The organism is Bacillus sp. YH3-2-B2, from assembly GCF_053663335.1.
The window spans coordinates 327,148-349,825 of sequence record NZ_JBSJQE010000004.1 but is presented as its reverse complement, the minus strand read 5'-3'; the positions used below and the strand labels follow the sequence as shown (position 1 = coordinate 349,825).

Sequence of the window (22,678 nt, the reverse complement as noted above, 5' to 3'; positions counted from 1 at the left end):
CTCCTCCTTCAGGCAGGTTTCACTGCTTTAAAAATGACAAAAGGCGGATATTCCTTTTCACATTTCCAATTATTAAATTGAAACTCTTTCTCTATGGCTTTTACATGCTCTTGGTCAATATCGTTTAACGTTGGTTCTGATAAAGTTACATTATCAAAACCTGCATGAGTTAATAGTTTATAATACATTGACTTCGGCCAATGAAAATCATTTAAAATTAAATCTGCTTGTCCCGGAACATGGAGCCATTCATTTCTTTCTTCTCCGTAAGAATATTCTTTCCCCGGTATTCCATTGCGGAAGGTTGAAAATTCAATTCCGGTTGAATCAGGATTCGTATCGAGTATGACAAATGAAGCTCCTGGTTTTAACACACGAAAAATTTCATTTATGATACCTTTGATACGCTGGTCACTATCCGTATTAATAAAAACATAACAGGCCATTGCAGCATCAACTGAGTGATCTGGTAAGAAGGAAAGATTATCGTGTTCAATTAAATGATAGTTCACATGAGGATGTTGTCTTTTTGCCTTTGCTATATCTAACATCTTCCTTGATTCATCGACTGCGATCACATTGCAGCCTATTCTGTCAGCCAGCCTGTAAGCTACCTTTCCCGGACCGCATCCGAAATCCAGCACCTTTTTAATCTCCGCTTTATCAAAAGTACGAAAAACAAACTCAAAACCTAACGTTTGTTCTAAAACGTCATTATAAGCATCGAATTTACCAGCAACACTGTCTTCTTTCCATGAAGTTTTCATTGAATTTCCTCCTTTTGCTCAATTGAGAAATAATGAAACCACTTATTCCTGACGAAAAATTGATATATAGGAAGTAAACTTTGAAATAGAGAATGATCCATATCCCGTTTATATGCAATATGCTGGTATATACTGAAAAGGAAAAGAATCTGTTTCCAGTAATCAGGTAAATCAAGCATTTCAATATCGTTTTTTGTCATAGAAATTTGATCTTTCCTAAGTAATTCTTCGTACTTTAAGACTGTTTCAATGGACGGCCAGTTATTTCCCTCAGGCATTTTCGGAAATTCAAATTCCGGAATATCATGGTGATTTTCAGCTTCCTCAAGCACCGTTTTCGCCCATTCATGATCTGAATCATAAATATGGATTGATCCCGCATTATGAAAATATTCTCCGACTTCTAAACGCAGTTCTCTGGCCATTAATTCCTGCATGAAGGTAAATGAGAAAAGATCACTGATCATCCCGCGAAAAGCATCATTTGCACGCATGACAGAAGACATGTATAATTCGCCTTCCCTCACAAAAAACTGCAAACCGATTGTGCAGGAAACATCTATATTTTCTGAAACGAAGAGTTCCGAAGCATCGAATATTTGAATAAATGCTCTTTTTGAATCAATATCTTCTTGTGTCAAAAGATTTTTTATTCGATTCCATTGATTTAGTTTTGCATTTCCGAATTCAAATATTTTAGGCCCGTACGCAGTGCCTGTTAATGTTTTTTTATTCATTGAATATGAAGGCATTTTTTTATTGTAATAACTGATAAAATCTAAGTCGTTACTCCCCGATAAATACCATAACACTTCAGCAAAATTAAACACGATATTGGTTTTTCTTGAGGATAAATAAGTGACACGTTCTATTGGATTTTCCAGAGTCAGATGGTAGTTCAATTGTTCTCTGCTTTTTTGTCCGCGCGGTGAATTGAAAAATTCAGGGTTGTGATAGATGTCATACAGCGTTTCCGTATATGCTTCATGAAAAGTTCTCTTTCTCATTGAGATTCCGCCTTATATGCTGCAAAGATATTTTTAATGTTCTCTAATAAATCATCTGTATCTTTATAGCTGATGTACTCAACATCCGCCACTGCATTTAACCCTTGAATTAAGAAAGCATAATCCTTGTCCTTTTCTAGAAATAGCACGATCTTTTTTTTCAAGGCGGAAGCCCATCCAATTTCTATATGTGTTCCGGGAGAAGCGGGTGATCCGGGGAATGCTGCAAAAAGGTCGCAAGTGCTTATTTCATCAAAATCAATTTTAGTGCATTGAAGGGGTGTCATGAAATCTTTCCCCCACCCTTCCCGCTTGTGAGCATTATGAACCAGCCATCCTTCATTCTCAAAAAAGGAAATTAATGATTCCAGCTTTCCCCTCTCATACGTACTCATCAATCCAGTTTTCTCATCTACTAAACTTTTAAAAGGCCCTGCCAGAAAAACTTTTTTAGTCGCCACTTCATATCACCCTTTCAAAATAAATAAAGCCACTTTCCTCTATGGAAAGTGGCTTAAATATAGATAAGATAAAGAATCTCTCTAATTTTTCACTTCCCTACGCTGGTATTAACCAAATCAGGTTCAAAGGGTCAGGACGTATTGTCTCTTCTCAGCTATTAAAGCTCCCCTAGTGACTTTTTATAAATATTTACTTTAATTCTATGCTATTCCATATAAATAGTCAAACAATGACCGGCAAAAAGCGCTGCGGATATCACTGGGATTCCCCTTCAATATTGCAGCTTACCCACTAGTTTTAAAACCTTCCGGCCTCTTTTTTCCTGCCAACGAATAAGGTCACGGCAACACTCGCTGAACTGACCAAAGTCCCCAGAACGGCAGCAAGAATTGTCAAAAAGCCATGGGGAATCAGAAATCCAATCGGAATGAGGCCCGCAAACGTGAGAACGATAAAACATTGATAGACTCCGGATATGATTCTTACAACCAAGCTGCTAAAAAAGGACATGACGAATGGCGGAATGAACAAACATAAAATGATTCCGAGTGAGATCAATAAAATCATAGGCTCGTCAAAAGAAGTGACACGATCGCCGGGAGACTCTTCAGCCGCCGCGAATACAGCAAATATAGACATCATCAGCGTAAGAAAAACAAGAAAAAACCTTTTCAGCAACGTTATGACTCCTTTTTATAAAAACGGGTATCCTTTTTTAATCACAATAACCATTTTATGTTATCAAATGAAATAATATGAAGTCAATTGATGAATGAATAATGTAACAAACGGCTTGCTGCTGTGTCGGTCTTATATAAGGAGGAAAAACAATCCGTACAAAATCAATATTGGTTTTCTCAATGTATTTCATCAGTTTGACGGCATCACTGGTTCTTACGGCTGAAACCCCGAACTTCAGTTCAACATCTTCAAATTTTCGCTGATTAACATACTCAATGATCTGAAGGCGCTCATCTATGCTGAGTGAATGCTGTTCACCAGTCGTGCCGCATATGAGTAACGAATGGATACCGCTGTTTTTCAAATGTTCGACAATAGCATCAAATCCTGCTGAATATAAACGCTCATCTTCATGAAAAGGCGTAGGGATAGCAATAAAATTTGCATGAGAATGACCTCCAAGTACTATTCTTGAATATCTGCAGAGTATCATATAACACTGTCTGACATTTAAAAAGGACAGTTTCAGATAACCCAACATGGCAGATGTAAAGGCTGACACACAAAAAAGGCAGGCAAAGAGAGCCTGCTTCATTGCTTCATCCTATAGCGATTCATTCTTTGGATTGCTTGACAAATAAGAGTAATAAGGCAAACTAAATATAAAATTGTACTAATGAGGCGGGGTTTTATGATTTTAGATTTAAAAGGTGAAACGCACATGGATCATCTTGTGGGAATGCTTTATTCTGCCGTTAATGAAAATTACAACCGCTTAATATCCATTGTGTCAGACATGTCACAGCAGGAGATCGATTATAAAGGACCAAATCAAACATACAATAGTACAGCTCAGCTAATAAGACACTTAGCATATGTTGATCTCAACTGGATATTTAGAATAAAGGGTGAACCGATACCAAAGCAGCTTGAAGAGAAGTATGGACCAATGTTAGATAAGAACAATAAGATTCCTTTCATTTCCGGTGTTTCATTAAAACAAATTCTCACTGATTATGAAGAAGTATTCAGCATGTTTAAGTCTGTTTGTTATCAGCTAACTGACGATCAACTGAATCACACAGTAGATTATGAAGCAGATAAACAAGCAACCATTCAATGGGGAATATGGCATATGGCAGACCATAATAGATATCATCAAGCTCATATTAATCAGCTTCGCAAATGGTTTGAAGAGAAACAGAAACCTGGCTGTTAAAGCCGCTTATAGGAGGAGCAAGGATAAATTTATTACAAATTCATGTTCACTGACTGCCAATCAATTAAAATGGTCAGACAAAAAACCACATTTGCTGTTGAAAAGTTGCGGAATAAAGCACCGCATCAACTGCACTATGACAAGCTGAAACGTTAATATTTTGTGTTTCAGCCATTCAATCGCTATATTTAATCATGCTGTCCCAATACGATTTTTTTATAGTCTTTGCAGCAGCAAAGTCCTCTGGAATCCTATACTAATCTTCCGCAGCCGCTGCATCGGCCTTTGTCACATGAACTGTACCAAACGGATGGTTGGGAGGAGCGTAAATTGAATATAGTTTTAACGGCGTATTACCCGTATTAATCACATTGTGCCACGTGCCGGCAGGGACAACAATGGCATAATCATCATAGACATTTCTTCGGAAACTTAAATGATCTTTACTCTTGCCCATTTTAACTAGCCCTCGGCCTTGCTCAATCCGTAAGAATTGATCTACGTTAGGATGGATCTCCAAACCGATATCTTCTCCAATACCAAGACTCATCAAAGTAATTTGAAAATGCTCTCCTGTCCATAGGGCCGTACGGAACGTATTGTTTTGTTTTGCGGCTTTATTGATATTCACGACAAATGGTTTTGGTCCATAATCTTTCAAGAGAAGGTTTCTATCTTCGTATGAAGGATCATAGTTATTTGGAACAGTCCAATAAACAGATCTTCCATCGCTATACATCGGTACGTTCACACAATAATAACATTGATGCGAAAAAGGTATATAATACATTTTTCATCCCCGCAATTTTAAATTTTTGTGATATTATCCTATGCTTTTTGTAATGAGAGTGTGCCACACTAAGAAATTCCCTTGTTCAGGCTAAAAGACTGAAGTTAGCAGAAACGTTTTGGCCACAAAACCCGTTTGCATAAAAAATACCAAAGGCCTGTAACTCTTGGGTAATACTGTTGCAGCCGAGAAACTTGAACCTGCCCGGGGTATGCACTCACCAGTCCGACAACCAAGAGATATTGTGTTTTCTGTTCCACAAGCCGATTAAAACAGCCACAGTCACATAACTGGACGTATTCAACACAAAAAAGAGCAGTAAACCCGTAAGTTACTGCTCTCCTCAGTCTATCCACCGTTCATTTGTTTTACAATGTATTCAGCATCATTTCCTACACCTTGAAGCAGCGCTGAACCTCGCCTATGCTGCCAAGGCAAACCAATAAAGTACAATCCCTCCGCAGCTGAAACACCCCGGTGATGTATAATTCGGCCTTCCTTATCCAAAACACCTTCTATTTTTATCCACCAAAGCGGATTCTTAAAACCAGTTGCCCAAATAACATTGTTTACTTCTATTGAAGATGAGTCTTTAAAAATGATTTCATTCTGCTTTCCGGCTATGACTCTTTGTTTTAAGATGATCTTCTTCTGTCTTATTGCATGTTTTAATTCATACCCAAATATGGGGTCGCCTTTCTTTTGAATGAACTTGCCTAATATTGATGTATGACTTGCATGTAAAACTCCTAATTTATCAAACCACCAAAAAATGCTTCTTTTTCCAATCCATAAAGGAAAATAAACCGGTTTATTACTGCAAGCCAAATATGTAACTCTTTCTTTGGATAATTCAACAGCTATCTGAGCCCCGCTATTCCCGCCGCCGACTACCAGTACATTCCCAGGCTCCAGTTGTTTTGAATGTTTATATTGTGAAGAATGTAATTGACGAATATGACCGGCTACATCCTTTGATATTGATGGGATGTTAGGGGTATGAAAAGGGCCTGCGGCCATCACAAGATTCTTCGTTTGATATTCTTCCCGGTTTGTTTTTATTAAGAAATAGTTGTTTAATTTTTGGACACTTATTACTTCTGTCCGTAATTGGATCGGGATTTCAAACCTTTCAACATATTTTTTCAGATAAGCAGCAATTTCATTTTTTGAAGGGAGTCCATGCTTGTCTCCTTCAAGCTGCATTCCCGGCAAAGAGCTGTACATTCGAGAAGTAAATAAGACCAATGAGTCATACCGGTTTTTCCAGCTTTCCCCCACTTCATGACTTTTATCCAAAATGATAAACTTTTGTTCCGACTTCTTTAGATAATATCCTACTGAGATTCCTGCCTGACCGGCTCCGATTACTATCGTGTCGTACATATGAAGCCCCCCTCCGGTTTTATCTTAATTGTCAGCAGACAAAGTGAGTCCCTATCTCCTCCTTTAATGATGATGATGGTCACGCGGATTCTCAGTTTGGGCCTGACAAAGAATCGTATTGTCGTGATTATGCGCAGCTGTTTCCATTTGAATGGTTACATGTGTAATGCCTTTATCTCCAAGTTCATGTTCAATTTTGCGTAAAATACTTTCACTTTCAGAAATGGTCAGCTGATCGTTAACAACAGCGTGGCAGGAAAGAGCATTCAATCCGCTTGTGATAGACCATATGTGCAAATCATGAATGCTTTGAATTCCTTCTGTCTCTTCAATTGTATGAATGATGTCAGTGACATCGATATTTTCCGGAGTTCCTTCCATTAATACGTGAATGGAGTCTTTCGTCACATGGTAACCGCTTCTCAGCACAAGAATAGCCACAATGACACTGGCCGCTGGATCTGCCCAGCTCCATCCGAAGAAGATGATAAGGATCGCAGCCAGTATGGCACCTACAGATCCGAGCATGTCACTTATCACATGTAAGTAAGCTCCTCTAATGTTCAGGTTATTCTTTGTATCTCCGCCGTTCAGCATAATCCAAGCGACCAATATATTCACAGCTAACCCGATGATACTAATCGTCAGCATGCCGGTTGTTGCTACCTCCGGCGGATGAGAGAAACGTTTGATTGCTTCATAAATGATATAAAGGGAAATCAATATTAATGCAACACCGTTGATCACAGCTGCAAGAATCTCAAATCGTTTGTAGCCGAATGTCTTATGATGACTTGCCTTTTTTTCGGCCAATTTAAAAGCAATCAGAGCCACCATTAATGAGATTGAATCACTCAGCATATGGCCTGCATCTGACAAAAGCGCTAAACTATTGGTTAAAAATCCGCCTATCGCTTCTATTATCATATAACCTGTAATCATGATAAAAGAGATCAATAAAACCTTCTTATTGGATCCGCCAGCGTGATTGTGATTGTGACCCATAAAAATCTCCTCCTTATCTCATACACTGTATTTATTATTTCTTTTCTGCTATGAAGCATTCTAACACGGACACAAAAATAACCTTATATGATTATGTGCTCATATATGAATATATAGGTTCTTTACTGAAATGTCAAAATATTTTCAATGAAAATGTTTCTTATCATTAGCTTAGCTTGGGAGGTTGCATTGCTATGAAGCCGCGGATTACAGTAATTACTTTAGGCGCAGACAATTTAGAAAAATCGCTGCACTTCTATCGGGATGGCTTGGCTCTGCCTACAGAAGGAACAGCCGGTACAGATTTGAACGACTTGCAAACGGGACTGAAACTTGCCCTTTGGGACCGCAAAGACATCGCACATGAATCAAACGTTACGTTAACTGATCCCGCTCATGATACTTTTGTGGCGGATACGCCGGTCACTTCCAAGACCCCGACGGGCACTTGTGGGAAATCGTTTGGAATCCGCACTGGGATGCAAGTGAATAACCAAATTTTATAGCAACAATAAAAACACACCTGAATGTTCTGGTGTGTTTTTTAATTTGTTTCCCACAACGATCAACCTATTTATACGATGGCGGGATGCTTTGCGGAAAACGGAATACATTTTCGGGATCGTATTTCGCCTTTATTCTTTGAAGCCTTGCAAAGTTTGAGCCATAATATGCTTTTCCGAAGTTCTCGATATTTTGATCCGGAACATTCACATATGAACCTGTTACATATGGTTTCATCAGCTGACGCACTCTTTCAACTGATGCAAGATTCGAAGCTTCTTGTGATTTATTTTCCCAACTGGCCGTCCATTCCGTATAAAATAATGGACGGCGCCAATAGAAGGCTGTTTCACTGCTTGGAACTCTGCTTATCGCGCCGCCCCAATTGATAAAAAAGAAGTTGGTTTCTGTCCCAGTCGCTTTTTCTAAAAATTGTCTCATTACTGCAATAGGTTCTTCCGGCCAAAGATTGAGCGCCCACGCCGAGGAGAATTTAACACTCTGATCAGATCTGCCGGGAATCGGTTCGTCAGGATCTAAGAAATCTATACAATCCGGGTAGTATAGTGTTTTGATTACTGTTTGTGCCGGCGTTCCTGCATTTAATAAAGGTTTTAATAATTGAACCAGCTCCGGTTTTGAACCGAGGAACAATCCTTCCGCATGGCACAAACCATTTACTTTGCTGTAAATCTCAAGGTAGCATCCTAATCGTTCGTCTGTAAACGGCGCCCATTTTTGCCACGCTTTAAATACCGTTTCTAACTGTTCCCACGGCCAAATGATATTAAAGACGGTTGCGGTTTTAGGGGCACGGTGAACTTTGAATGTATATTGGGTGTTATATCCGAAATTGCCTCCCCCGCCGCCTCTGGAAGCCCACAGTAAATCTTCATTGCGGGAATGATTTGCTTGAATGATCCTGCCTTTGGCATCTACCATTTTCAGTGCGAGAAGGTTATCACTTATCAGGCCGATCGATCGTGAAAGCACTCCAAATCCGCCTCCCATCGTGATTCCTCCGATTCCGACGGTTGGACTGTCTCCGAACGGGGCCATAAAACCTTCCCGAGCTAAACCTTTTACAAGCGGGCCGACGTGAATGCCGGTTTGAACGGTTGCTACCGCGTTTTTTTCATCTAAGAAAACTTTATTCATGTCACTCACATCAATAACAATCCCATCACTTACCGTGGAAAGATTTTTATCCAGAGCATGGCGGCCGCTTCTGACACGCAAAGGCACATTCTTCTCACGAGCCCATTTAATAGCATTACTTACATCGTATGAATTTTGTGCAAAAACAAAGACAAGCGGACAGACATCAACATAAGGGTTCCAATTCTTAACCGCCTGTGTATAGCCGGGGTCCCCTTTGAAGATGACACGTCCCGTTAACTGTGCTGATCCCATCTATTTCACTCCCAATAAGCATTTGATTCCGATACCAGTATATGCAGGAATTGGACAAATTCTTAGACAGATGTTCTGCAAACTTAAAAATAGATACATATACGGGAAGATGATATAAAAACAAAAAAAGACAAGAGCGGCAACCTGCCGAAACTCTTGTCTTTCCTACCATGATAGGCACTTACATTTATCGGCGTGATATCCCGACCTGACTATGGAAGTCCATAGAACATTATGTTTGCCCTGCCATGCGTGGTTCTGCTGAGCAATCTTTCTGTTTGATCCCCCGACAAGAATCTTTTTCTTTATCGTTTTTGCACCCCTGTACGGATAAAATCAATACACATTGAATCTTATCTTTTACATGATGAAAAGCTCTTATTTTTTCTTCTTGTGCTTACGTTTGCAATCATGTTTTTTCTCTTTCTTATGACGTTTTTTACATTTCGCTTTGGCTGCTAATTTTGCCGCTTCTACCTTTGCTTCTGCTGCTGCTTTTGCTGCTTCTGCCGCTCTGGCTCTTGCTTCTTCCGCCCTTGCTATGGCTTCTTCCGCTCTGGCTCTCGCTTCTGCTTCTCTTGCCGCTTCCGCTCTTGCTGCGTCGTCCGCCATATCAAAATCATGACCAAGGTCACAGGCTTCATTGTATGGCTTTTTCTTCGGAACGTACTGTTGATCTTCACCTTCGTTATAATACATTACGCCACTCCTTCTCTCATTTTTTAATCTCTACATACTATGTAAAGAAAGAACTGCAGCTTGGACTGGTATTTTGATGAACCGGCACATTTTAGGGAATTTTCATTTTTCGATACAAACAGATTCTGGATGCTTGACTGATATTGACCGTATAAGAAAAGAAAAACATGTTTTTAAGGCACTTTCTATCATTAAAAGTGAATACAAGATTACTGCTCCCACCAAAGACTGCAAGTTCTACTAGACGTAAGAGTAACGGACACAAAAAAGACCAAGGGACTAAAACCCTTGGTCTTCTTAATGCGGCCGGGACTTAACGATAAATTAGTTTTCAAACTGTCCGAGTAAAAAAGGAAAGTTCTGTTCTTCCTTTTAGTCCCTAGCTTGATCTTCTGCAATTTTGAAACCGGCCATTTCGTTTACAAAGTATGGAAGATTATTATGGAGTGAAAACTTCATAAAAAAAGACAACTCCATCACATTGTGAAATGGAGCTGCTCTCTCTAACTAATCACTATTAATATACATCACGTTGATAACGTTTTTCTTTTTTCATGGCTGCCAGCTGTTCTTCAGCTTCCTCACGGCTCATGTTTCCTTCTTCTTCAATAATGGATATCAATGTTTCATGAACGTCTTTTGCCATATACTCCTTATCTCCGCAAATGTAGAAATAAGCTCCGTCTTGTAACCATTGATACACTTCCTTGCTGTTTTCGAGCATTTTATGTTGTACATATACTTTTTGTTCTGTATCACGAGAGAACGCTTTATCTACCTTTGTAAGTACGCCCTCTTCTTGATACTTCTCTAACTCGTCTTGATAAAGGAAATCGGTTGCTGAATACTGATCTCCAAAGAATAACCATGTTTTCCCGCTTACTTTATTTACTGCACGTTCCTCAATAAAGGAACGGAATGGCGCAATCCCTGTTCCTGGACCAACCATAATAATATCTGTTTCTTCCGATTCCGGCAGATGGAAGTGCTTATTGGGTTGGATGAAGATGGGAAGCGTATCCCCTTCTGCTGCACGTTCTGCACATTGAACCGAACAAACTCCTTTTCGATCCCTATCGTAAGAGTTATAACGTACAACGCCTATTGTTACATGTACTTCATTCGGATGTGCAGCTAAACTGCTGGCAATCGAGTAAAGACGCGGCGGGGTTTTTCTTAAAAGAGCTGTGATGTCTTGAGCAGAAGCTTTCCACGGACCAAATTCACGTAACAAATCCAGTAAATCGCGTCCATACATATATTCCTTTATTTGACTTGCATCTTCAGAAGTCACAAGTACTTTTAGCTCTTCACTTTCTGTGAATTCTGCTGCTTGTTGTAAAATTTTCTTCGTTAGTAACGTAATTTCGAAATAGGTTGTTAAGGCTTCCTTCAGCGGAAGCGTATCGCCTTTCTTATTAATCGTTATAACCTGTTCTCCGTCCCACTGCATTTCTGCCAGAAGTTCAGCTACTAATTCTGGATCATTTTCTGGTACGATACCCAGAGCATCACCTGGAACGTAAGAAAACCCTGAACCTTCTAAGGATAATTCAATATGTCTTGTTTCTTTATTAAAGCCCTCATGGTTTAAATTAATATTTTTGAGCACCTTTGCTGGAAAGGGGTTGTTTCTTGAATACTCTGGCATCTCTCAACTTCCTTTATTCGGTATATAGTAGATTGTATAAACCTCAACTCTAAGTTTAACACTTTCAATGGGTGCGTTGATGGTTCACTTACTATAGCTTTTCTTAGGTTTTCATCCCTGTACTTATGAAGGCTTTACTCAAATTTAAGAGGATCTCCATCGAATGGTTCATCTGCCACTTTAATCGCTTCTGTTGGGCAGCCTTCGAAGGCTTCCATCAGATCGTCCTCCAGTACATCCGGCACCTCGGCTGTCCCTTGATTATGATCCTGAATAACAAAGGAAAGCCCTTCCTCATCATAATCATAAATATCCGGTGCTGCGGCTCCGCAAGCTCCGCATGCAATGCAAGTTTCTTTATCTACAATCGTGTACTTAGCCAACTTCGGCTCACCTCCGTCTCCTTTTGTATATCCTGCCCTCTACGCCCTCTATTGGATTTCTGCGTCCTGCATGTTGATGGATTATTGTTTTACAAGTACAGGAAAACTTCTTAGTCCATATACGGCACTGCTCTCGATTGGATCCAGAGTAAACCCTTCTGGAAGAGAGATAGAAGAATATTTTTTAATTAATGCCGTCATCGCAATATTTGCTTCCATACGTGCTAAAGGCGCTCCTAAACAAAAGTGAATTCCGTGCCCAAAAGCGATATGAGGATTTGGTTTACGATGAATATCAAACGTCGATGCATCTTTAAACTTATTTTCATCACGATTCGCTGAGCCAATCCATACAATAACCGTTTCACCTTTTCGCAACTGTTGACCGCCTATCTCTGTATCCCGTATCACCTTACGTCTGAGAACCTGTGCAGGTGAACGATAGCGTAAAGATTCTTCAACCATCGAAGGAATAAGAGACAAATCATTTCTTAGTTCATCGTAAACTCCTTCATTTTCCAATATACTAAAAACAGCATTTGTTAGGAGATTAGTTGTCGTCTCGTTTCCGGCTACTAATAAAAGGTTACAGAAAGGAATCAATTCTTTCTCCGATATTTTAAGAGTTTCTTCTTCTGCCCGTATAAGGATTGAAATAAGATCGTTGCTTAAATTTTTTCGTTTTTCCGCGATAATCGTTTGAAAGAATTCTTCTAATTCTCTTTCTGCTGTTTCTCGGGCAGTTAAAAATTCTTTCATGTCTTCCTCTTTACTGCTTTTTGGTGAACTGACTAAGACATCAGACCATTGTTTAAATTGATCCATATATTCAGAAGGTACGCCTAACAACTCAGAAATCACTATAATCGGAAGAGGATGGGCAAAGTCTTTATAAATATCGATTTTTTCTTTTCCATCCATACGCTGGATGAGTTCATCCGTAATCGCTTGAATGCGCGGCTCCCACTCCTTCATTACGCGCGGGGTAAAGCTTCGGTTAACAATCGATCTTATTTGAGTATGTTTAGGCGGATCTTGATTAATCAATGTTTTGCCGATGGAACCTTTATTTGTTGAAAAGTGACTTGAAAAGGTTTCTTTTTCACTGAGCACTCTTTTTATATCCTCGTAAAGAAAGACACTCCATATTCCTGTATTTTGATCATAGTAAACAGGAGACTCTTTTCTCATCTTTTCATACCAAGAAAAGGGATTATATGCATCAACTTTGTCCGCTCCTCCTTTAATGTCGTTTATCGGTAAAAATTGTTGACCTTTCATTTCTTTTTTCAATGTTAACACTCCTTTGATTAATACCCGCAGGTTGTGCGATTCTATGTTTTTTAGTTCTTGTCTATCTTAATAAAGAACCATTTCATCAAATTCAAAAGTATCTTTTACTTCAGCTTAAACATTCTATAAAGAATGCCATCAAACATGCGGTCAGATACTAGTTTTCTCAGTGTGATCAGAGGTTTTGCAAACTGTCCGGCTACATATCGAGTCCTTGGCTTTTTTGATTCAATCGCTCGTAAGACAATTTCTGCGATGACTTTTGGAGAAGTCGATTTTGGTGACCTTTTTGACATATCTACGAAGGCTTTTGTCATCTTTGCATATGCTGTATGACCAGAAGTTTTTTGAACGTTCTCTAAAGTAATATCGTTCCATTCACTCTCAATTGATCCTGGCTCAATAATCACTACATCTATCCCAAATTGAGCAACTTCAAAACGAAGACAATCAGAGTAGCCTTCCAATGCATGCTTTGTCGCATGATACCATGCACCTAATGGAGTATAAACTTTTCCGCCCATTGAGGAGTTATTAATGATCTTACCTGATCTTTGCTCTCTCATATGGGGTAATACTAATTGGGTTAAACGGCTTAGTCCGAAAAGGTTTACTTCAAACTGTCTTTTCGCTTCATCTAGCGGAACATCTTCTACAGCCCCATAAGAGCCATAGCCTGCATTATTAAATAACACATCGATTCTTCCTTGTTCCTGAATGATTCGGTTTACACCATCGATCATAGACTGTTCGTCTGTCACATCCATAGCTAAAATCTCTGCACCTTTTACTTCTAAGTCTTTCATCTTGTCTACACGTCTTGCCGCTCCATAAACAATATACCCTCGTTCTAGCAAGAGCTCCGCAGTCGCCTTCCCCATCCCTGCGGATGCCCCCGTAATTAAGACCACGCCTTTTTTATTCTGAGTCATACCGTCCATTCCTCCAGGAAGAGATTTGTTCGATCGATAAAATGTAACACATGTATCAAGATACACACTTGTATCACTCGTTAAGGTGAATTATAATGAATAGGAGAAGTTCAAGTCAATATATTGAGAACAAGTGATACATATTTGAGAATATGAGACATTTGTTTTGATAAGGAGATCATGATGAATGAATAACGAAAAAAGTAATAATCCTATTTCTATCCGTTCAAGGAAATGGATTATTGAAGCATTGTTAAAACTAATGGAAGAAAAGCCTTATGATAAGATTTCGATTAAGGAAATTTCAGATAGAGCCGGACTGGTACGAAAAACTTTTTATCGTAATTTTGACTCTAAAGAAGATGTGCTTTACGAATATATTTCAGGGTTAATGAAGGAGACTGAAAAAGCATTTGAATCTTTAGAATCACTCACGCCTTACTCCATGTCTTATGCCTACTTCGAGTTTTGGTATGAACATGTCGATTTTTTAAAGCTTATTTATAAAAATAATCTTTTTATTATGATTCTCAAGCACTTGAGAATATATGCACCTACTGTATTTGAAAAATTTAAAGCTCATGTAATGAAAGATTTTGATGATACGTTTTTAAAGTATTATAATGACTTCCATTCCGCAGGCATTTGGCACATGCTTGAAAAATGGATTGCCAGCGGCACCCAGGAAACCCCAAAGCAATTAGCTCAAATTTACTCTGATATTGCATTAAATAACCCTCATTTGAAGAGCTGATTAACTGTAATACGCCGATTCACAAAGTTCTCCTTATATCTTTATAATGAGGTGAAGGTCAAGGGACAGTTGTCTAAAAAAAAGACAGCTGTTTTTTAATGATTTGCAAGTAATCAACATTCTATAATCCTTAGCTAAAATATCTTATAAAGAATTCGACGGAAGAAAAGCGTTACAAATTACTTGCTGCTGAATAGTACGATTTGAATATTAGAGGCTGAAAAAGAATGTGAAACATTTAGAGGAATACGCCCCTGCGGTATTTTAGAAATTCAAAGCTGACTTAATGAAGGATTTTGAAGTATTATTATGAATTCGATTCTGCGGAATTTGACATACTTGAAAAGTGGATCGATACGGAGAGAAAAGAAACACCAGAGCAGTCAGCGCAAATTTACATCAATTACAACAAAAGGTTCATAGACAGAAAAAGAGGAGTAAACACATCATAGTCTACTCCTCTTACTTCGTTTCTTTCCCATAATCCGGTGTTAAGCCTAAGCGATCCTGATTGCCATCGGCCGGTATATCATCAGCAAAAATTCCGACCGCTTTAAAATGCTGTTCCATCATTATCCCTCTCTCTTCTCAGTGTTCTCCTTTTTATAATGAGAGATTGTCTTGCCTGTCCATTTTTTAAAAGCTCTGGAAAATGAACTAGGGTCTGCGTATCCTACAAGATACGTGATCTCATTCATGTTTAAGCTATCATTTTGCACATAATTCAGCGCAAGCATTTTTTGTGTTGCTTGTAATTGTTGATTAAAGGCAGTACCCTCAGCACTTAAATTGCGCTGAAGCGTTCTAGGACTGACTCCTAATGAATGTGCAATCTCTTCTAATGAGAAGTTACCGCTAGGTATTGCTTGAAATAAGGCTGTCTGAACAGTACTTGAAAATGACCTTTGAGCTGAGAGCTCTGCGAGTTTATTTTTTAGTGCCGGCTCTAAATATTGCCACATGCTATTATTTTGGGTTAAAAATGGCCGATTTAAATCTTCCACTTTAAACACCAGCTGATTCTCTTCCCCTACTTCTGGCACAGCTCCTACATACCCTTCAATCTGTCCGCCATATTCAAATGGACCGCTGATCGTGAGCGGGTTAATGTCCGCACCGCTTCCTGTCCTTAACAGACTAATCAAGAGCAGCTGTTCATTTAATAGCGCAAAGCGCGGAAGTTTCTGCTCAGGATAAATAAACGAAAAGTGAACACTAACCACCTCTTCGAGCGCTTGTACACGAATTGAAACAGGACCAATCAGCTTCTTGTAGGTGGCAAACCGGTGCAGTGCTTCTATACCATTTTGGGCAGACAGCGCTGCAAAAATAGGCGGCATAAACATGTTAATGTTTTTAACTTCGCTAAAAGCTAAAAGTTGCTCGTCCGTTACTAAAAGATCAAATTCATGTAATAAACGATAGTATTCTTGATCAGTAACGACAAGTTCCTCTTTCCAAAGTAAGTTTGGAATCCCCGCACGGCGCAATAAATCCTCCATAGAAAGTCCTAAGCTCAAAATAAATTCTTGAAATTGAGTAGTAATTGTTAACTTCATTTTAAAAACTTCTTTCTAAATTGATTAGCTTACGTTCTTCATCATAAATTTAAGGCTCTAACTGATAAAACAGTGTACATAAACACTGTTAGTTTTATACAAGGGCCAACTGAATAATGAATTTTTAGTTTTCTCTTGTGAAACAGCAATTGAAATGACCGGCAGTTTTATAGCATACTAGAAGAGCATTGATTTCTTATATCCGCAGCATCTGCCTTTATCGGCTGCTATGGGTAGTTCTTTTAATGCTGTAGTTATTAATAATCACCAATAGTATAGCAACAACTCATTTATTACCTTTCAAACGATTTAATTAATAACTTAGCAAGCTGTTTAGGGGATTGGTCAGGAAGCCAATGAGTTCCGTCTTCAATGATTTCAAAATTATATGAGCTGTTTACATAGTTCCCTGCCAATTCCGCACCCTTTCTTTCTAATGAAACATCTTTGTCTCCCCATATATGAGTGGTTGGAACATTTATGTTAAGTGCTTTTCCGAAGAAAGGCATTGCTCTGTACCAATTTATCCCCCCTTTTAACGCTCTCTCTTTAATCATTTCTTGTTCATACCTATTTACAAGTTCGTCATCCATCCCCCCATTTTTAAGCATTGTATTTCTCAAAGAGCGCATGTTGGTTAATAGGAATTCAGGTATAAGAGGTAACTGAAAAAAAGCATATACCAAGAATGGAAAGACTGTTTACTTAAAAACAGGGAACGAACAAATGCTTTAGGATGCGGTAAAGATACAGAAGTCCACGTCTTAATAAACTTGGGATATTTACCAGCAACAGTCCACCCAACGAAAGAACCCCAATCATGACCTACTAAATGAACGGGTCCTGTAATAAGCTGTTTGATTAGTTCAACAACATCCATTGCTAATTCTGACACTCTATAAGCATAACGTCCTTTTGGTCTGGCCTCTGGGGAATATCCTCGTTGATCCGGAGCAATTGTACGATATCCAGCTTTGTTTAATTCTTTCATTACGTTTGACCAAGATGAAGCCCTTTGTGGAAAGCCATGTAAAAGGACTGCAACTTCTCCATCTATTGGGCCTTTATCAATAACATTAAAAGTCAATCCATCACGTTTAAAGAAATTTATTCTTTTTACGTTATTCAAATCTATTTGCTCCAATTCTAATGATTTTGTTGATTGCTTTACTTTCACTGATCTATTTTTTCACTTTGAAAAATACGGATTTCGGTCATTAATAATGGTGCCATCCCAAGTCAGTCAGCTGGCATTCTTCATAATAAAATCAAATACTCTGTCCGGCAAAATAGTGTGCATGAACACTAATGGTTTTGCACCAAAACCTACTAAATAGCGAGTTTTAGGTCTTCTCTTATTTATCGCTTTTGAAATAGCATTTGAAATGACCGACGGATTTGAAAGCATATTAGATGAGTATTGTTTTCTCATACCCGCAGCAGCTTTCTTTGCGGCTGCTTCATAGGCTCCCCCATTTGCTGATTCTTCTAAGTGATCAGCGGCGATAAATCCCCAGTCTGTTTTTATTCCGCCTGGTTCAATCAACACAACATCAATGCCAAATTGTTTAACTTCCATTCGTAAAGCATCACTGAATCCTTCCAGCGCATATTTCGTCGCATGATACCATGCGCCCATGAAACTTGTCAGACGTCCACCCATTGAAGAAGTATTGATGATTCGACCTGATTGTTGTTGTCGCATATGCGGTAAAACAATCTGTGTCAGCCGGGCAAGACCAAAGAGATTTACCTCAAATTGGTTTTTTGCTTCTTCGATCTTAACATCCTCTACAGCACCATAAGAGCCATAACCGGCATTGTTGATTAATACATCGATTTTACCTTCAGCTTTGATGATTGTTTGAATGGCTTTTTGCATAGATTCTTCATTTGTTACGTCTAATTTTACTGCAACTACACCCACCGCAGATAATGGCTGGATTTTTTCTGCCCGTCTAGCAGCTCCGTATACTTTATGTCCTTGTTTTGCCAACACTTCCGCTGTATGATAGCCAATTCCGCTGCTTGCTCCAGTAATCAAAATAACTTTTTTACTCATATCTATCTTCCCCCCATTGAATTTATAGTGTAATCATACATTCCTATCATGAATAACTATATAGCTAAAGGCGTCAGTTTTTTGATAATACGCGCCATCTGAAGTTACAGAACTGTAAGGGTTTAGAAATAAAAATAGAAAAGCACGGCTTCTAATGGCTATTAGAATCAAACCAGTTTGTAATAAAATAAAAAATGGATACAATAAAACCTAGGAGAACGAGAATATAATACTCAAAGAATAAATTGGATTTTTTTTACATCTGAAGCAGGTATGAGAAGACAATAGCAAAGCCGTTTGGAGAGCATAAGCCGAGCTGACTGTCGTTAAGATGGAGTGAGAAAGGCGAACACGAAAGCGATTAGTTTTGAAGACTTAAACCGAATTGGAAGTGATCATATTGAGTGACAAAAAAGCTTTAGTCGTTGGAGCAACTGGTTTAGTTGGTACTAAACTAATCGAAATCCTCCTGAAAAACGAGTCATATAGTGAAATTATTGTATTGGCTAGAAAACCACTTGAGATAGAGCATGAAAAACTCAAAGTACTTAAAATTAATTTTGATCATTTAGAAGATGAGTATCCAGCCGAAGAGGTAACAGATGTATTTTGTTGTTTGGGTACAACAATAAAAAAAGCGAAATCAAAGGACCAGATGTATAAAGTTGATGTCGAATATCCATACCAGATAGCGACACTGGCAAAAAAGAATGGCTTAAGTCATTTTTTATTGGTGAGTGCTATGGGGGCAAATCCTAAATCGAACATGTTTTACACTCGAATAAAGGGCGAACTGGAGGACAAACTCTTATCTTTAAACCTACCTAAGCTTTCCGTATTTAGACCTTCATTATTAATCGCTGATCGAGAAGAATTCAGATTAGGTGAACTTATTGCTGTAAAATTAGTTAAATATACTTCATGGGCTTTTCCTCTATCCATTCAAGCTAAAATGGGCATAAAACCAAGTGTGGTTGCACATGCAATGAATCAATCCGCTCTTAGAGATAAGGAACCTTTAATGATTTATGAATCTCGTGACATGATACAGATTGATAACATTATCTCTCACAAAGAGTTAATTAAATATAAACATAACTGAATGTCAAGGTTAGTTGTTTCTCAAGTTGCTATGTATGAAACTTGTTTATGTTTACGCTATTGTTCCTCAAATGGTGAAAGTCTTTTGGTGATGCCCAAAAGCCGTCTTCGACGAGGAAGAGAAAACATTAACGCTTTCTGATCCAAAACGGATACAGCTTGTTGTTAAATGTTCCAATCCAACAACACGTTATGGAATGTGATGAGAAACGCTTAGGACATAGTTCCGTTTCTTTACAATGAATACTTAAGAACATCTTTTTCCTAATAAACCGACGGAAACTGCCGACCGCTTATTTTAAGTAACTGATGAGTTATAGTGAGCAAGACTTCCATAGCCGTATTTTCTACACAAAAAATAATACCAAAGGCCGTTAAACCCTTGGTATTATTGAGATGCGGCCGGGAGGACTTGTGCTTCATGGGTATTCCTCCACTGGGTCTTAAACATTATAATCATATCACTTGTTATGGACGTTTATTTTCATTGCGCTTTCCAGGAATGATAAAAAGGATGCTGCACGCTGCAGCATCCTTCTGTACCAACTTTTTATTGAACGATTGGAAAGTGTTTTTTGGCTTTTAGTTTGCTTGCTGTGTTTGTTTTACTGGTTCTTTGCTAAAAAGTCCGACAATGTTCCACAAGATAATAGCAGCAGCGATGATTACACGAGCCGTACTGACTTCTTGGTTAGTAAACAATTTATAGCCATATATTGATCCCAATGCTGCTATGCAAAAAATATTGAACCATTTACTCCAACGCAATTAGAAAACTCCTTATAAAATGATTACATTTCCAAACAATGTATTATAATATCAACAAAATTTTTCAATATTTAACCTTAAATCATTCTTAATTGGTTTTCCTGATCATTGTCTCTAATGTCATTCGGTCTTTCGGAGTTTTGATCGTTTTTTGTTACAGGCTAGACCCAGACATCATTTTCAGCTGTTTGATCAGTTATTTCCTGCCCGGTATTCACAACACCTTTAGGTTCTACAAGCAAAATGTTACACTCTGATTCTGCATAAGGTTTATGTTCAACATTTTTCGGAATGACAAACATTTCACCTTCATTTAATTTTACTTCTCCATCACGAAATTCAATGATTAAATTACCCTTAATAACAATAAAGACTTCATCTGTTTCGTCATGCTTATGCCAAACAAAATCCCCTTGTACTTTAACAAGTTTAAATTGATAATCATTCATTTCAGCGATTACTTTTGGAGACCATTGATCTTGGAACGCAGCTAATTTCTCTTGGAAATTAATCGGTTTATATTCCATTCTTTCCCCTTCCCGTGTAAAACTCAATCATTTTACTAGTCCCAAATTAAAGGCCTGTCAACCTCAGCAGTTCTGAGGTAGTCTAAAAGCTGACCCGTATGTACAGACTCATGGTAAGCGATTCTTAATAACATGTCTCCCAGTTCGCGAATATATCCAACATCAGACCTGTCAATCTTTATATTTGTTAAATCTGTTTCGTTTAACGATTTGATGAATGACAAAAACTCGGCCCGATACGGTTTTGCGAATTCTAATTCTTCGGTTACTGTGGTAAACGTTTTTGATTCATACGGGTTTTCGGATTCCTCTGAAGACTCATTCATTTGTTTTAGTAAAATGTGATGATAAAGAAATTCCGCTTCTAATACATGTCTTATCATTTCCTTGCACGACATTGCTTCGGAATCCGGGCGCCAGTCCATTTTTTCCTCAGGTACAGCTGTCCATAACTTGATGCTTCGCCGTCTTACCTCTTCAAAATGTAAAACAATAAGGTCAATTGTATTCAAGTATTTTCCCCCTTTTATTTTTAAATAATAATTCTCCTTCTTCACGGAAAAAACCTCTTCAAATAAAAAACATATCCTTTCCCGACTCGCTGGATTGATAATCAAACCATTTTTAAGATAAGAAGATATTCATTCATCCATACAATAGACTCTGGCTGAACATATACTGAATGATAGTTTTCATCAGAAAGGAGAAATCAGCTTTGGCAAAATATCGGATCATGACCTTTGACGGGGGCGGTACCTTAGGTGCTTTAAGTTTACAACTATTGAACAGACTGGCTGAAGAAAATCCGGCATTAATAAGCCGAACCCATGTATTTGCGGGAAATTCAATCGGTTCATTTACTGCCCTGGCATTAGCAAGCGGAAGATCTCCGAAGGAAACACTTCAGTATTTTGAGGATGAAATCCTGCCCGCATTCAGCACTTCCCGGCCGGGCGGACCTGTTTTCAATCAGCAATTACCATATTCCGGTTTTATTAAAGCGGTACGAAACTTTTTCCCGCCAGGCCTTCGTCTTAAAGATGTAAGAAAACGAATTGTTGTCCCTTCATTCAAATTATACTCCCCGGCACTGGATCGTTGGACGCCCGTATTATTTCACAACTTTCCCGGCTCTCCCTATTTAAATGAGAAAGTGAGTGATGTCATACTGCGGAGCAGCGGTGCTCCCGCGACACAGCGCGCCTATCAAAACTACGTGGACGGATATGTAGTGGCAACGAACCCCAGTACGGCCAGTATCGCGTTTGCGGTTGGTAAAGCCAACGTGCCATTGGATCAAATTGCGGCGCTATCCATCGGGACAGGTGAAGCCCCGACTCGGTTAAGAAGAGATACGAGGGGATGGGGAATGGTAAGTGCGGATAACATACGTCCCGAAAATCTGAAGAACCTTCCTCCAAATTGGGGAGTCCTTTTGGACAGGTCGCCTAATGAACCTTTACTGCCATTTCTTCAGATGATCTCCGGCGGAAATGGCTACTATGAATCCATGGTCAGCGCGAATCTGCTGGGAAATCGCTTTTTCCGGTTAGATCCGCGGATTCCTAACTTCTCCAAAACAGACCCTTCCGTGGTTCCCGCTGTCATTGAAATTGCGAACAAAACCAACTTACAGCCTGCGAATACATTTATAGAGAAAAACTGGAACGACAGCGCTAAATAAGCAAGAAGTTTACATCATCATACAATGAACA

25 protein-coding genes, 1 pseudogene and 1 riboswitch are annotated in these 22,678 nt (G+C 38.8%); of the genes and pseudogenes, 5 read left to right on the top strand and 21 right to left on the bottom strand.

The genetic code is table 11. The annotated features are described in order from the left end of the window. Positions 1–8 precede the first annotated feature (8 nt). From ACWJJX_RS16455 to ACWJJX_RS16435, 5 genes are all read right to left on the bottom strand, one after another. On the bottom strand, positions 9–767 hold the full coding sequence (locus ACWJJX_RS16455) for a class I SAM-dependent methyltransferase (protein ID WP_146276188.1): 759 nt from the start codon (positions 765–767) through the stop codon (positions 9–11). Continuing rightward, entirely contained in the window at positions 764–1,774 is a 1,011-nt protein-coding gene (locus tag ACWJJX_RS16450; protein ID WP_146276186.1) for a thymidylate synthase, read from the bottom strand. The genes ACWJJX_RS16455 and ACWJJX_RS16450 overlap by 4 nt, the downstream gene beginning before the upstream one ends. After that, on the bottom strand, positions 1,771–2,235 hold the full coding sequence (locus ACWJJX_RS16445; RefSeq protein ID WP_014417011.1) for a TIR domain-containing protein: 465 nt from the start codon (positions 2,233–2,235) through the stop codon (positions 1,771–1,773). The genes ACWJJX_RS16450 and ACWJJX_RS16445 overlap by 4 nt, the downstream gene beginning before the upstream one ends. Before the next feature lie 77 nt (positions 2,236–2,312). Continuing rightward, a riboswitch (TPP riboswitch) is annotated at positions 2,313–2,416 on the bottom strand. Between the two features lie 117 nt (positions 2,417–2,533). After that, positions 2,534–2,914: a hypothetical protein gene (locus ACWJJX_RS16440; RefSeq protein ID WP_146276184.1), complete on the bottom strand. Its 381-nt coding sequence runs from the start codon at positions 2,912–2,914 to the stop codon at positions 2,534–2,536. Positions 2,915–2,969: 55 nt separating this feature from the next. Continuing rightward, positions 2,970–3,512: a dihydrodipicolinate synthase family protein gene (locus tag ACWJJX_RS16435; protein ID WP_225979780.1), complete on the bottom strand. Its 543-nt coding sequence runs from the start codon at positions 3,510–3,512 to the stop codon at positions 2,970–2,972. 96 nt (positions 3,513–3,608) lie between these two features. Between ACWJJX_RS16435 and ACWJJX_RS16430 the strand changes: the two genes are divergently transcribed. Further along, positions 3,609–4,136: a DinB family protein gene (locus ACWJJX_RS16430; protein WP_225979779.1), complete on the top strand. Its 528-nt coding sequence runs from the start codon at positions 3,609–3,611 to the stop codon at positions 4,134–4,136. 256 nt (positions 4,137–4,392) lie between these two features. Here ACWJJX_RS16430 and ACWJJX_RS16425 read toward each other — a convergent pair whose 3' ends face one another. The 3 genes from ACWJJX_RS16425 to ACWJJX_RS16415 form a co-directional block, all read right to left on the bottom strand. Further along, positions 4,393–4,926: a cupin domain-containing protein gene (locus ACWJJX_RS16425; protein ID WP_146276182.1), complete on the bottom strand. Its 534-nt coding sequence runs from the start codon at positions 4,924–4,926 to the stop codon at positions 4,393–4,395. Positions 4,927–5,274: 348 nt separating this feature from the next. Beyond that, entirely contained in the window at positions 5,275–6,312 is a 1,038-nt protein-coding gene (locus ACWJJX_RS16420) for a flavin-containing monooxygenase (protein WP_146276180.1), read from the bottom strand. A gap of 63 nt (positions 6,313–6,375) precedes the next feature. Further along, positions 6,376–7,317 carry a cation diffusion facilitator family transporter gene (locus ACWJJX_RS16415; protein ID WP_015239240.1) on the bottom strand — a complete coding sequence of 314 codons (942 nt, stop codon included), beginning with the start codon at positions 7,315–7,317 and terminating at the stop codon, positions 6,376–6,378. Between the two features lie 194 nt (positions 7,318–7,511). On the opposite strand from ACWJJX_RS16415, the pseudogene ACWJJX_RS16410 reads away from it, so the two are divergent. Then, positions 7,512–7,810, top strand: a pseudogene (locus tag ACWJJX_RS16410) (VOC family protein). 77 nt (positions 7,811–7,887) lie between these two features. Here ACWJJX_RS16410 and ACWJJX_RS16405 read toward each other — a convergent pair. The 6 genes from ACWJJX_RS16405 to ACWJJX_RS16380 form a co-directional block, all read right to left on the bottom strand. Next, a complete protein-coding gene (locus ACWJJX_RS16405; RefSeq protein ID WP_102422371.1) occupies positions 7,888–9,234 on the bottom strand; it encodes an FAD-binding oxidoreductase in 1,347 nt (448 codons plus the stop codon). Positions 9,235–9,612: 378 nt separating this feature from the next. Then, positions 9,613–9,933: a hypothetical protein gene (locus tag ACWJJX_RS16400; protein ID WP_070081414.1), complete on the bottom strand. Its 321-nt coding sequence runs from the start codon at positions 9,931–9,933 to the stop codon at positions 9,613–9,615. Positions 9,934–10,450: 517 nt separating this feature from the next. Next, positions 10,451–11,584, bottom strand: coding sequence for a diflavin oxidoreductase (locus tag ACWJJX_RS16395; RefSeq protein ID WP_454023122.1), 1,134 nt, complete (start codon positions 11,582–11,584; stop codon positions 10,451–10,453). Between the two features lie 134 nt (positions 11,585–11,718). Further along, on the bottom strand, positions 11,719–11,967 hold the full coding sequence (locus tag ACWJJX_RS16390) for a ferredoxin (protein WP_454023121.1): 249 nt from the start codon (positions 11,965–11,967) through the stop codon (positions 11,719–11,721). Between the two features lie 81 nt (positions 11,968–12,048). Further along, positions 12,049–13,248 (bottom strand): cytochrome P450, encoded by a 1,200-nt coding sequence (locus ACWJJX_RS16385; RefSeq protein WP_049628794.1) that lies wholly within the window; start codon positions 13,246–13,248, stop codon positions 12,049–12,051. A 116-nt stretch (positions 13,249–13,364) separates the two neighbouring features. Then, on the bottom strand, positions 13,365–14,192 hold the full coding sequence (locus ACWJJX_RS16380; protein WP_173613263.1) for an oxidoreductase: 828 nt from the start codon (positions 14,190–14,192) through the stop codon (positions 13,365–13,367). Between the two features lie 187 nt (positions 14,193–14,379). Here ACWJJX_RS16380 and ACWJJX_RS16375 point away from each other — a divergent pair, with 187 nt between their 5' ends. Further along, positions 14,380–14,946, top strand: a complete 567-nt coding sequence (locus ACWJJX_RS16375) for a TetR/AcrR family transcriptional regulator (protein WP_049627960.1) — start codon at positions 14,380–14,382, stop codon at positions 14,944–14,946. 572 nt (positions 14,947–15,518) lie between these two features. Here the strand turns inward: ACWJJX_RS16375 and ACWJJX_RS16370 are convergent. From ACWJJX_RS16370 to ACWJJX_RS16355, 4 genes are all read right to left on the bottom strand, one after another. Next, on the bottom strand, positions 15,519–16,505 hold the full coding sequence (locus tag ACWJJX_RS16370; RefSeq protein WP_454023120.1) for a helix-turn-helix domain-containing protein: 987 nt from the start codon (positions 16,503–16,505) through the stop codon (positions 15,519–15,521). Positions 16,506–16,798: 293 nt separating this feature from the next. Beyond that, complete coding sequence (locus ACWJJX_RS16365; protein WP_156524396.1) at positions 16,799–17,098, bottom strand: alpha/beta fold hydrolase; 300 nt, start codon at positions 17,096–17,098, stop codon at positions 16,799–16,801. 44 nt (positions 17,099–17,142) lie between these two features. Then, entirely contained in the window at positions 17,143–17,634 is a 492-nt protein-coding gene (locus tag ACWJJX_RS16360; protein ID WP_049627957.1) for an alpha/beta fold hydrolase, read from the bottom strand. A gap of 114 nt (positions 17,635–17,748) precedes the next feature. Further along, positions 17,749–18,567, bottom strand: coding sequence for an oxidoreductase (locus ACWJJX_RS16355; RefSeq protein ID WP_454023119.1), 819 nt, complete (start codon positions 18,565–18,567; stop codon positions 17,749–17,751). Positions 18,568–18,967: 400 nt separating this feature from the next. On the opposite strand from ACWJJX_RS16355, the gene ACWJJX_RS16350 reads away from it, so the two are divergent. Further along, positions 18,968–19,669 carry an NAD(P)H-binding protein gene (locus tag ACWJJX_RS16350; protein ID WP_454023118.1) on the top strand — a complete coding sequence of 234 codons (702 nt, stop codon included), beginning with the start codon at positions 18,968–18,970 and terminating at the stop codon, positions 19,667–19,669. Between the two features lie 581 nt (positions 19,670–20,250). Here ACWJJX_RS16350 and ACWJJX_RS16345 read toward each other — a convergent pair. From ACWJJX_RS16345 to ACWJJX_RS16335, 3 genes are all read right to left on the bottom strand, one after another. Then, positions 20,251–20,436: a hypothetical protein gene (locus ACWJJX_RS16345; RefSeq protein ID WP_015388652.1), complete on the bottom strand. Its 186-nt coding sequence runs from the start codon at positions 20,434–20,436 to the stop codon at positions 20,251–20,253. A gap of 161 nt (positions 20,437–20,597) precedes the next feature. Then, positions 20,598–20,963: a cupin domain-containing protein gene (locus ACWJJX_RS16340; RefSeq protein ID WP_044802983.1), complete on the bottom strand. Its 366-nt coding sequence runs from the start codon at positions 20,961–20,963 to the stop codon at positions 20,598–20,600. A 35-nt stretch (positions 20,964–20,998) separates the two neighbouring features. Beyond that, the gene (locus ACWJJX_RS16335) at positions 20,999–21,475 is read right to left on the bottom strand and encodes a DinB family protein (protein ID WP_070082684.1); all 477 of its coding nucleotides are present in this window, start codon (positions 21,473–21,475) and stop codon (positions 20,999–21,001) included. A 203-nt stretch (positions 21,476–21,678) separates the two neighbouring features. Between ACWJJX_RS16335 and cotR the strand changes: the two genes are divergently transcribed. Beyond that, positions 21,679–22,647, top strand: coding sequence for a sporulation hydrolase CotR (cotR, locus tag ACWJJX_RS16330; RefSeq protein WP_014304416.1), 969 nt, complete (start codon positions 21,679–21,681; stop codon positions 22,645–22,647). Positions 22,648–22,678: the final 31 nt, after the last annotated feature.

Bases quoted from the DNA above. Each gene is read 5' to 3' on its own strand.
- ACWJJX_RS16455 (WP_146276188.1), bottom strand. From the start codon at position 767: ATGAAAACTTCATGGAAAGAAGACAGTGTTGCTGGTAAATTCGATGCT.
- ACWJJX_RS16450 (WP_146276186.1), bottom strand. From the start codon at position 1,774: ATGAGAAAGAGAACTTTTCATGAAGCATATACGGAAACGCTGTATGAC.
- ACWJJX_RS16435 (WP_225979780.1), bottom strand. From the start codon at position 3,512: ATGAAGCAGGCTCTCTTTGCCTGCCTTTTTTGTGTGTCAGCCTTTACA.
- ACWJJX_RS16430 (WP_225979779.1), top strand. From the start codon at position 3,609: ATGATTTTAGATTTAAAAGGTGAAACGCACATGGATCATCTTGTGGGA.
- ACWJJX_RS16425 (WP_146276182.1), bottom strand. From the start codon at position 4,926: ATGTATTATATACCTTTTTCGCATCAATGTTATTATTGTGTGAACGTA.
- ACWJJX_RS16420 (WP_146276180.1), bottom strand. From the start codon at position 6,312: ATGTACGACACGATAGTAATCGGAGCCGGTCAGGCAGGAATCTCAGTA.
- ACWJJX_RS16415 (WP_015239240.1), bottom strand. From the start codon at position 7,317: ATGGGTCACAATCACAATCACGCTGGCGGATCCAATAAGAAGGTTTTA.
- ACWJJX_RS16405 (WP_102422371.1), bottom strand. From the start codon at position 9,234: ATGGGATCAGCACAGTTAACGGGACGTGTCATCTTCAAAGGGGACCCC.
- ACWJJX_RS16400 (WP_070081414.1), bottom strand. From the start codon at position 9,933: ATGTATTATAACGAAGGTGAAGATCAACAGTACGTTCCGAAGAAAAAG.
- ACWJJX_RS16395 (WP_454023122.1), bottom strand. From the start codon at position 11,584: ATGCCAGAGTATTCAAGAAACAACCCCTTTCCAGCAAAGGTGCTCAAA.
- ACWJJX_RS16385 (WP_049628794.1), bottom strand. From the start codon at position 13,248: ATGAAAGGTCAACAATTTTTACCGATAAACGACATTAAAGGAGGAGCG.
- ACWJJX_RS16380 (WP_173613263.1), bottom strand. From the start codon at position 14,192: ATGACTCAGAATAAAAAAGGCGTGGTCTTAATTACGGGGGCATCCGCA.
- ACWJJX_RS16375 (WP_049627960.1), top strand. From the start codon at position 14,380: ATGAATAACGAAAAAAGTAATAATCCTATTTCTATCCGTTCAAGGAAA.
- ACWJJX_RS16370 (WP_454023120.1), bottom strand. From the start codon at position 16,505: ATGAAGTTAACAATTACTACTCAATTTCAAGAATTTATTTTGAGCTTA.
- ACWJJX_RS16365 (WP_156524396.1), bottom strand. From the start codon at position 17,098: ATGGATGACGAACTTGTAAATAGGTATGAACAAGAAATGATTAAAGAG.
- ACWJJX_RS16355 (WP_454023119.1), bottom strand. From the start codon at position 18,567: ATGAGTAAAAAAGTTATTTTGATTACTGGAGCAAGCAGCGGAATTGGC.
- ACWJJX_RS16340 (WP_044802983.1), bottom strand. From the start codon at position 20,963: ATGGAATATAAACCGATTAATTTCCAAGAGAAATTAGCTGCGTTCCAA.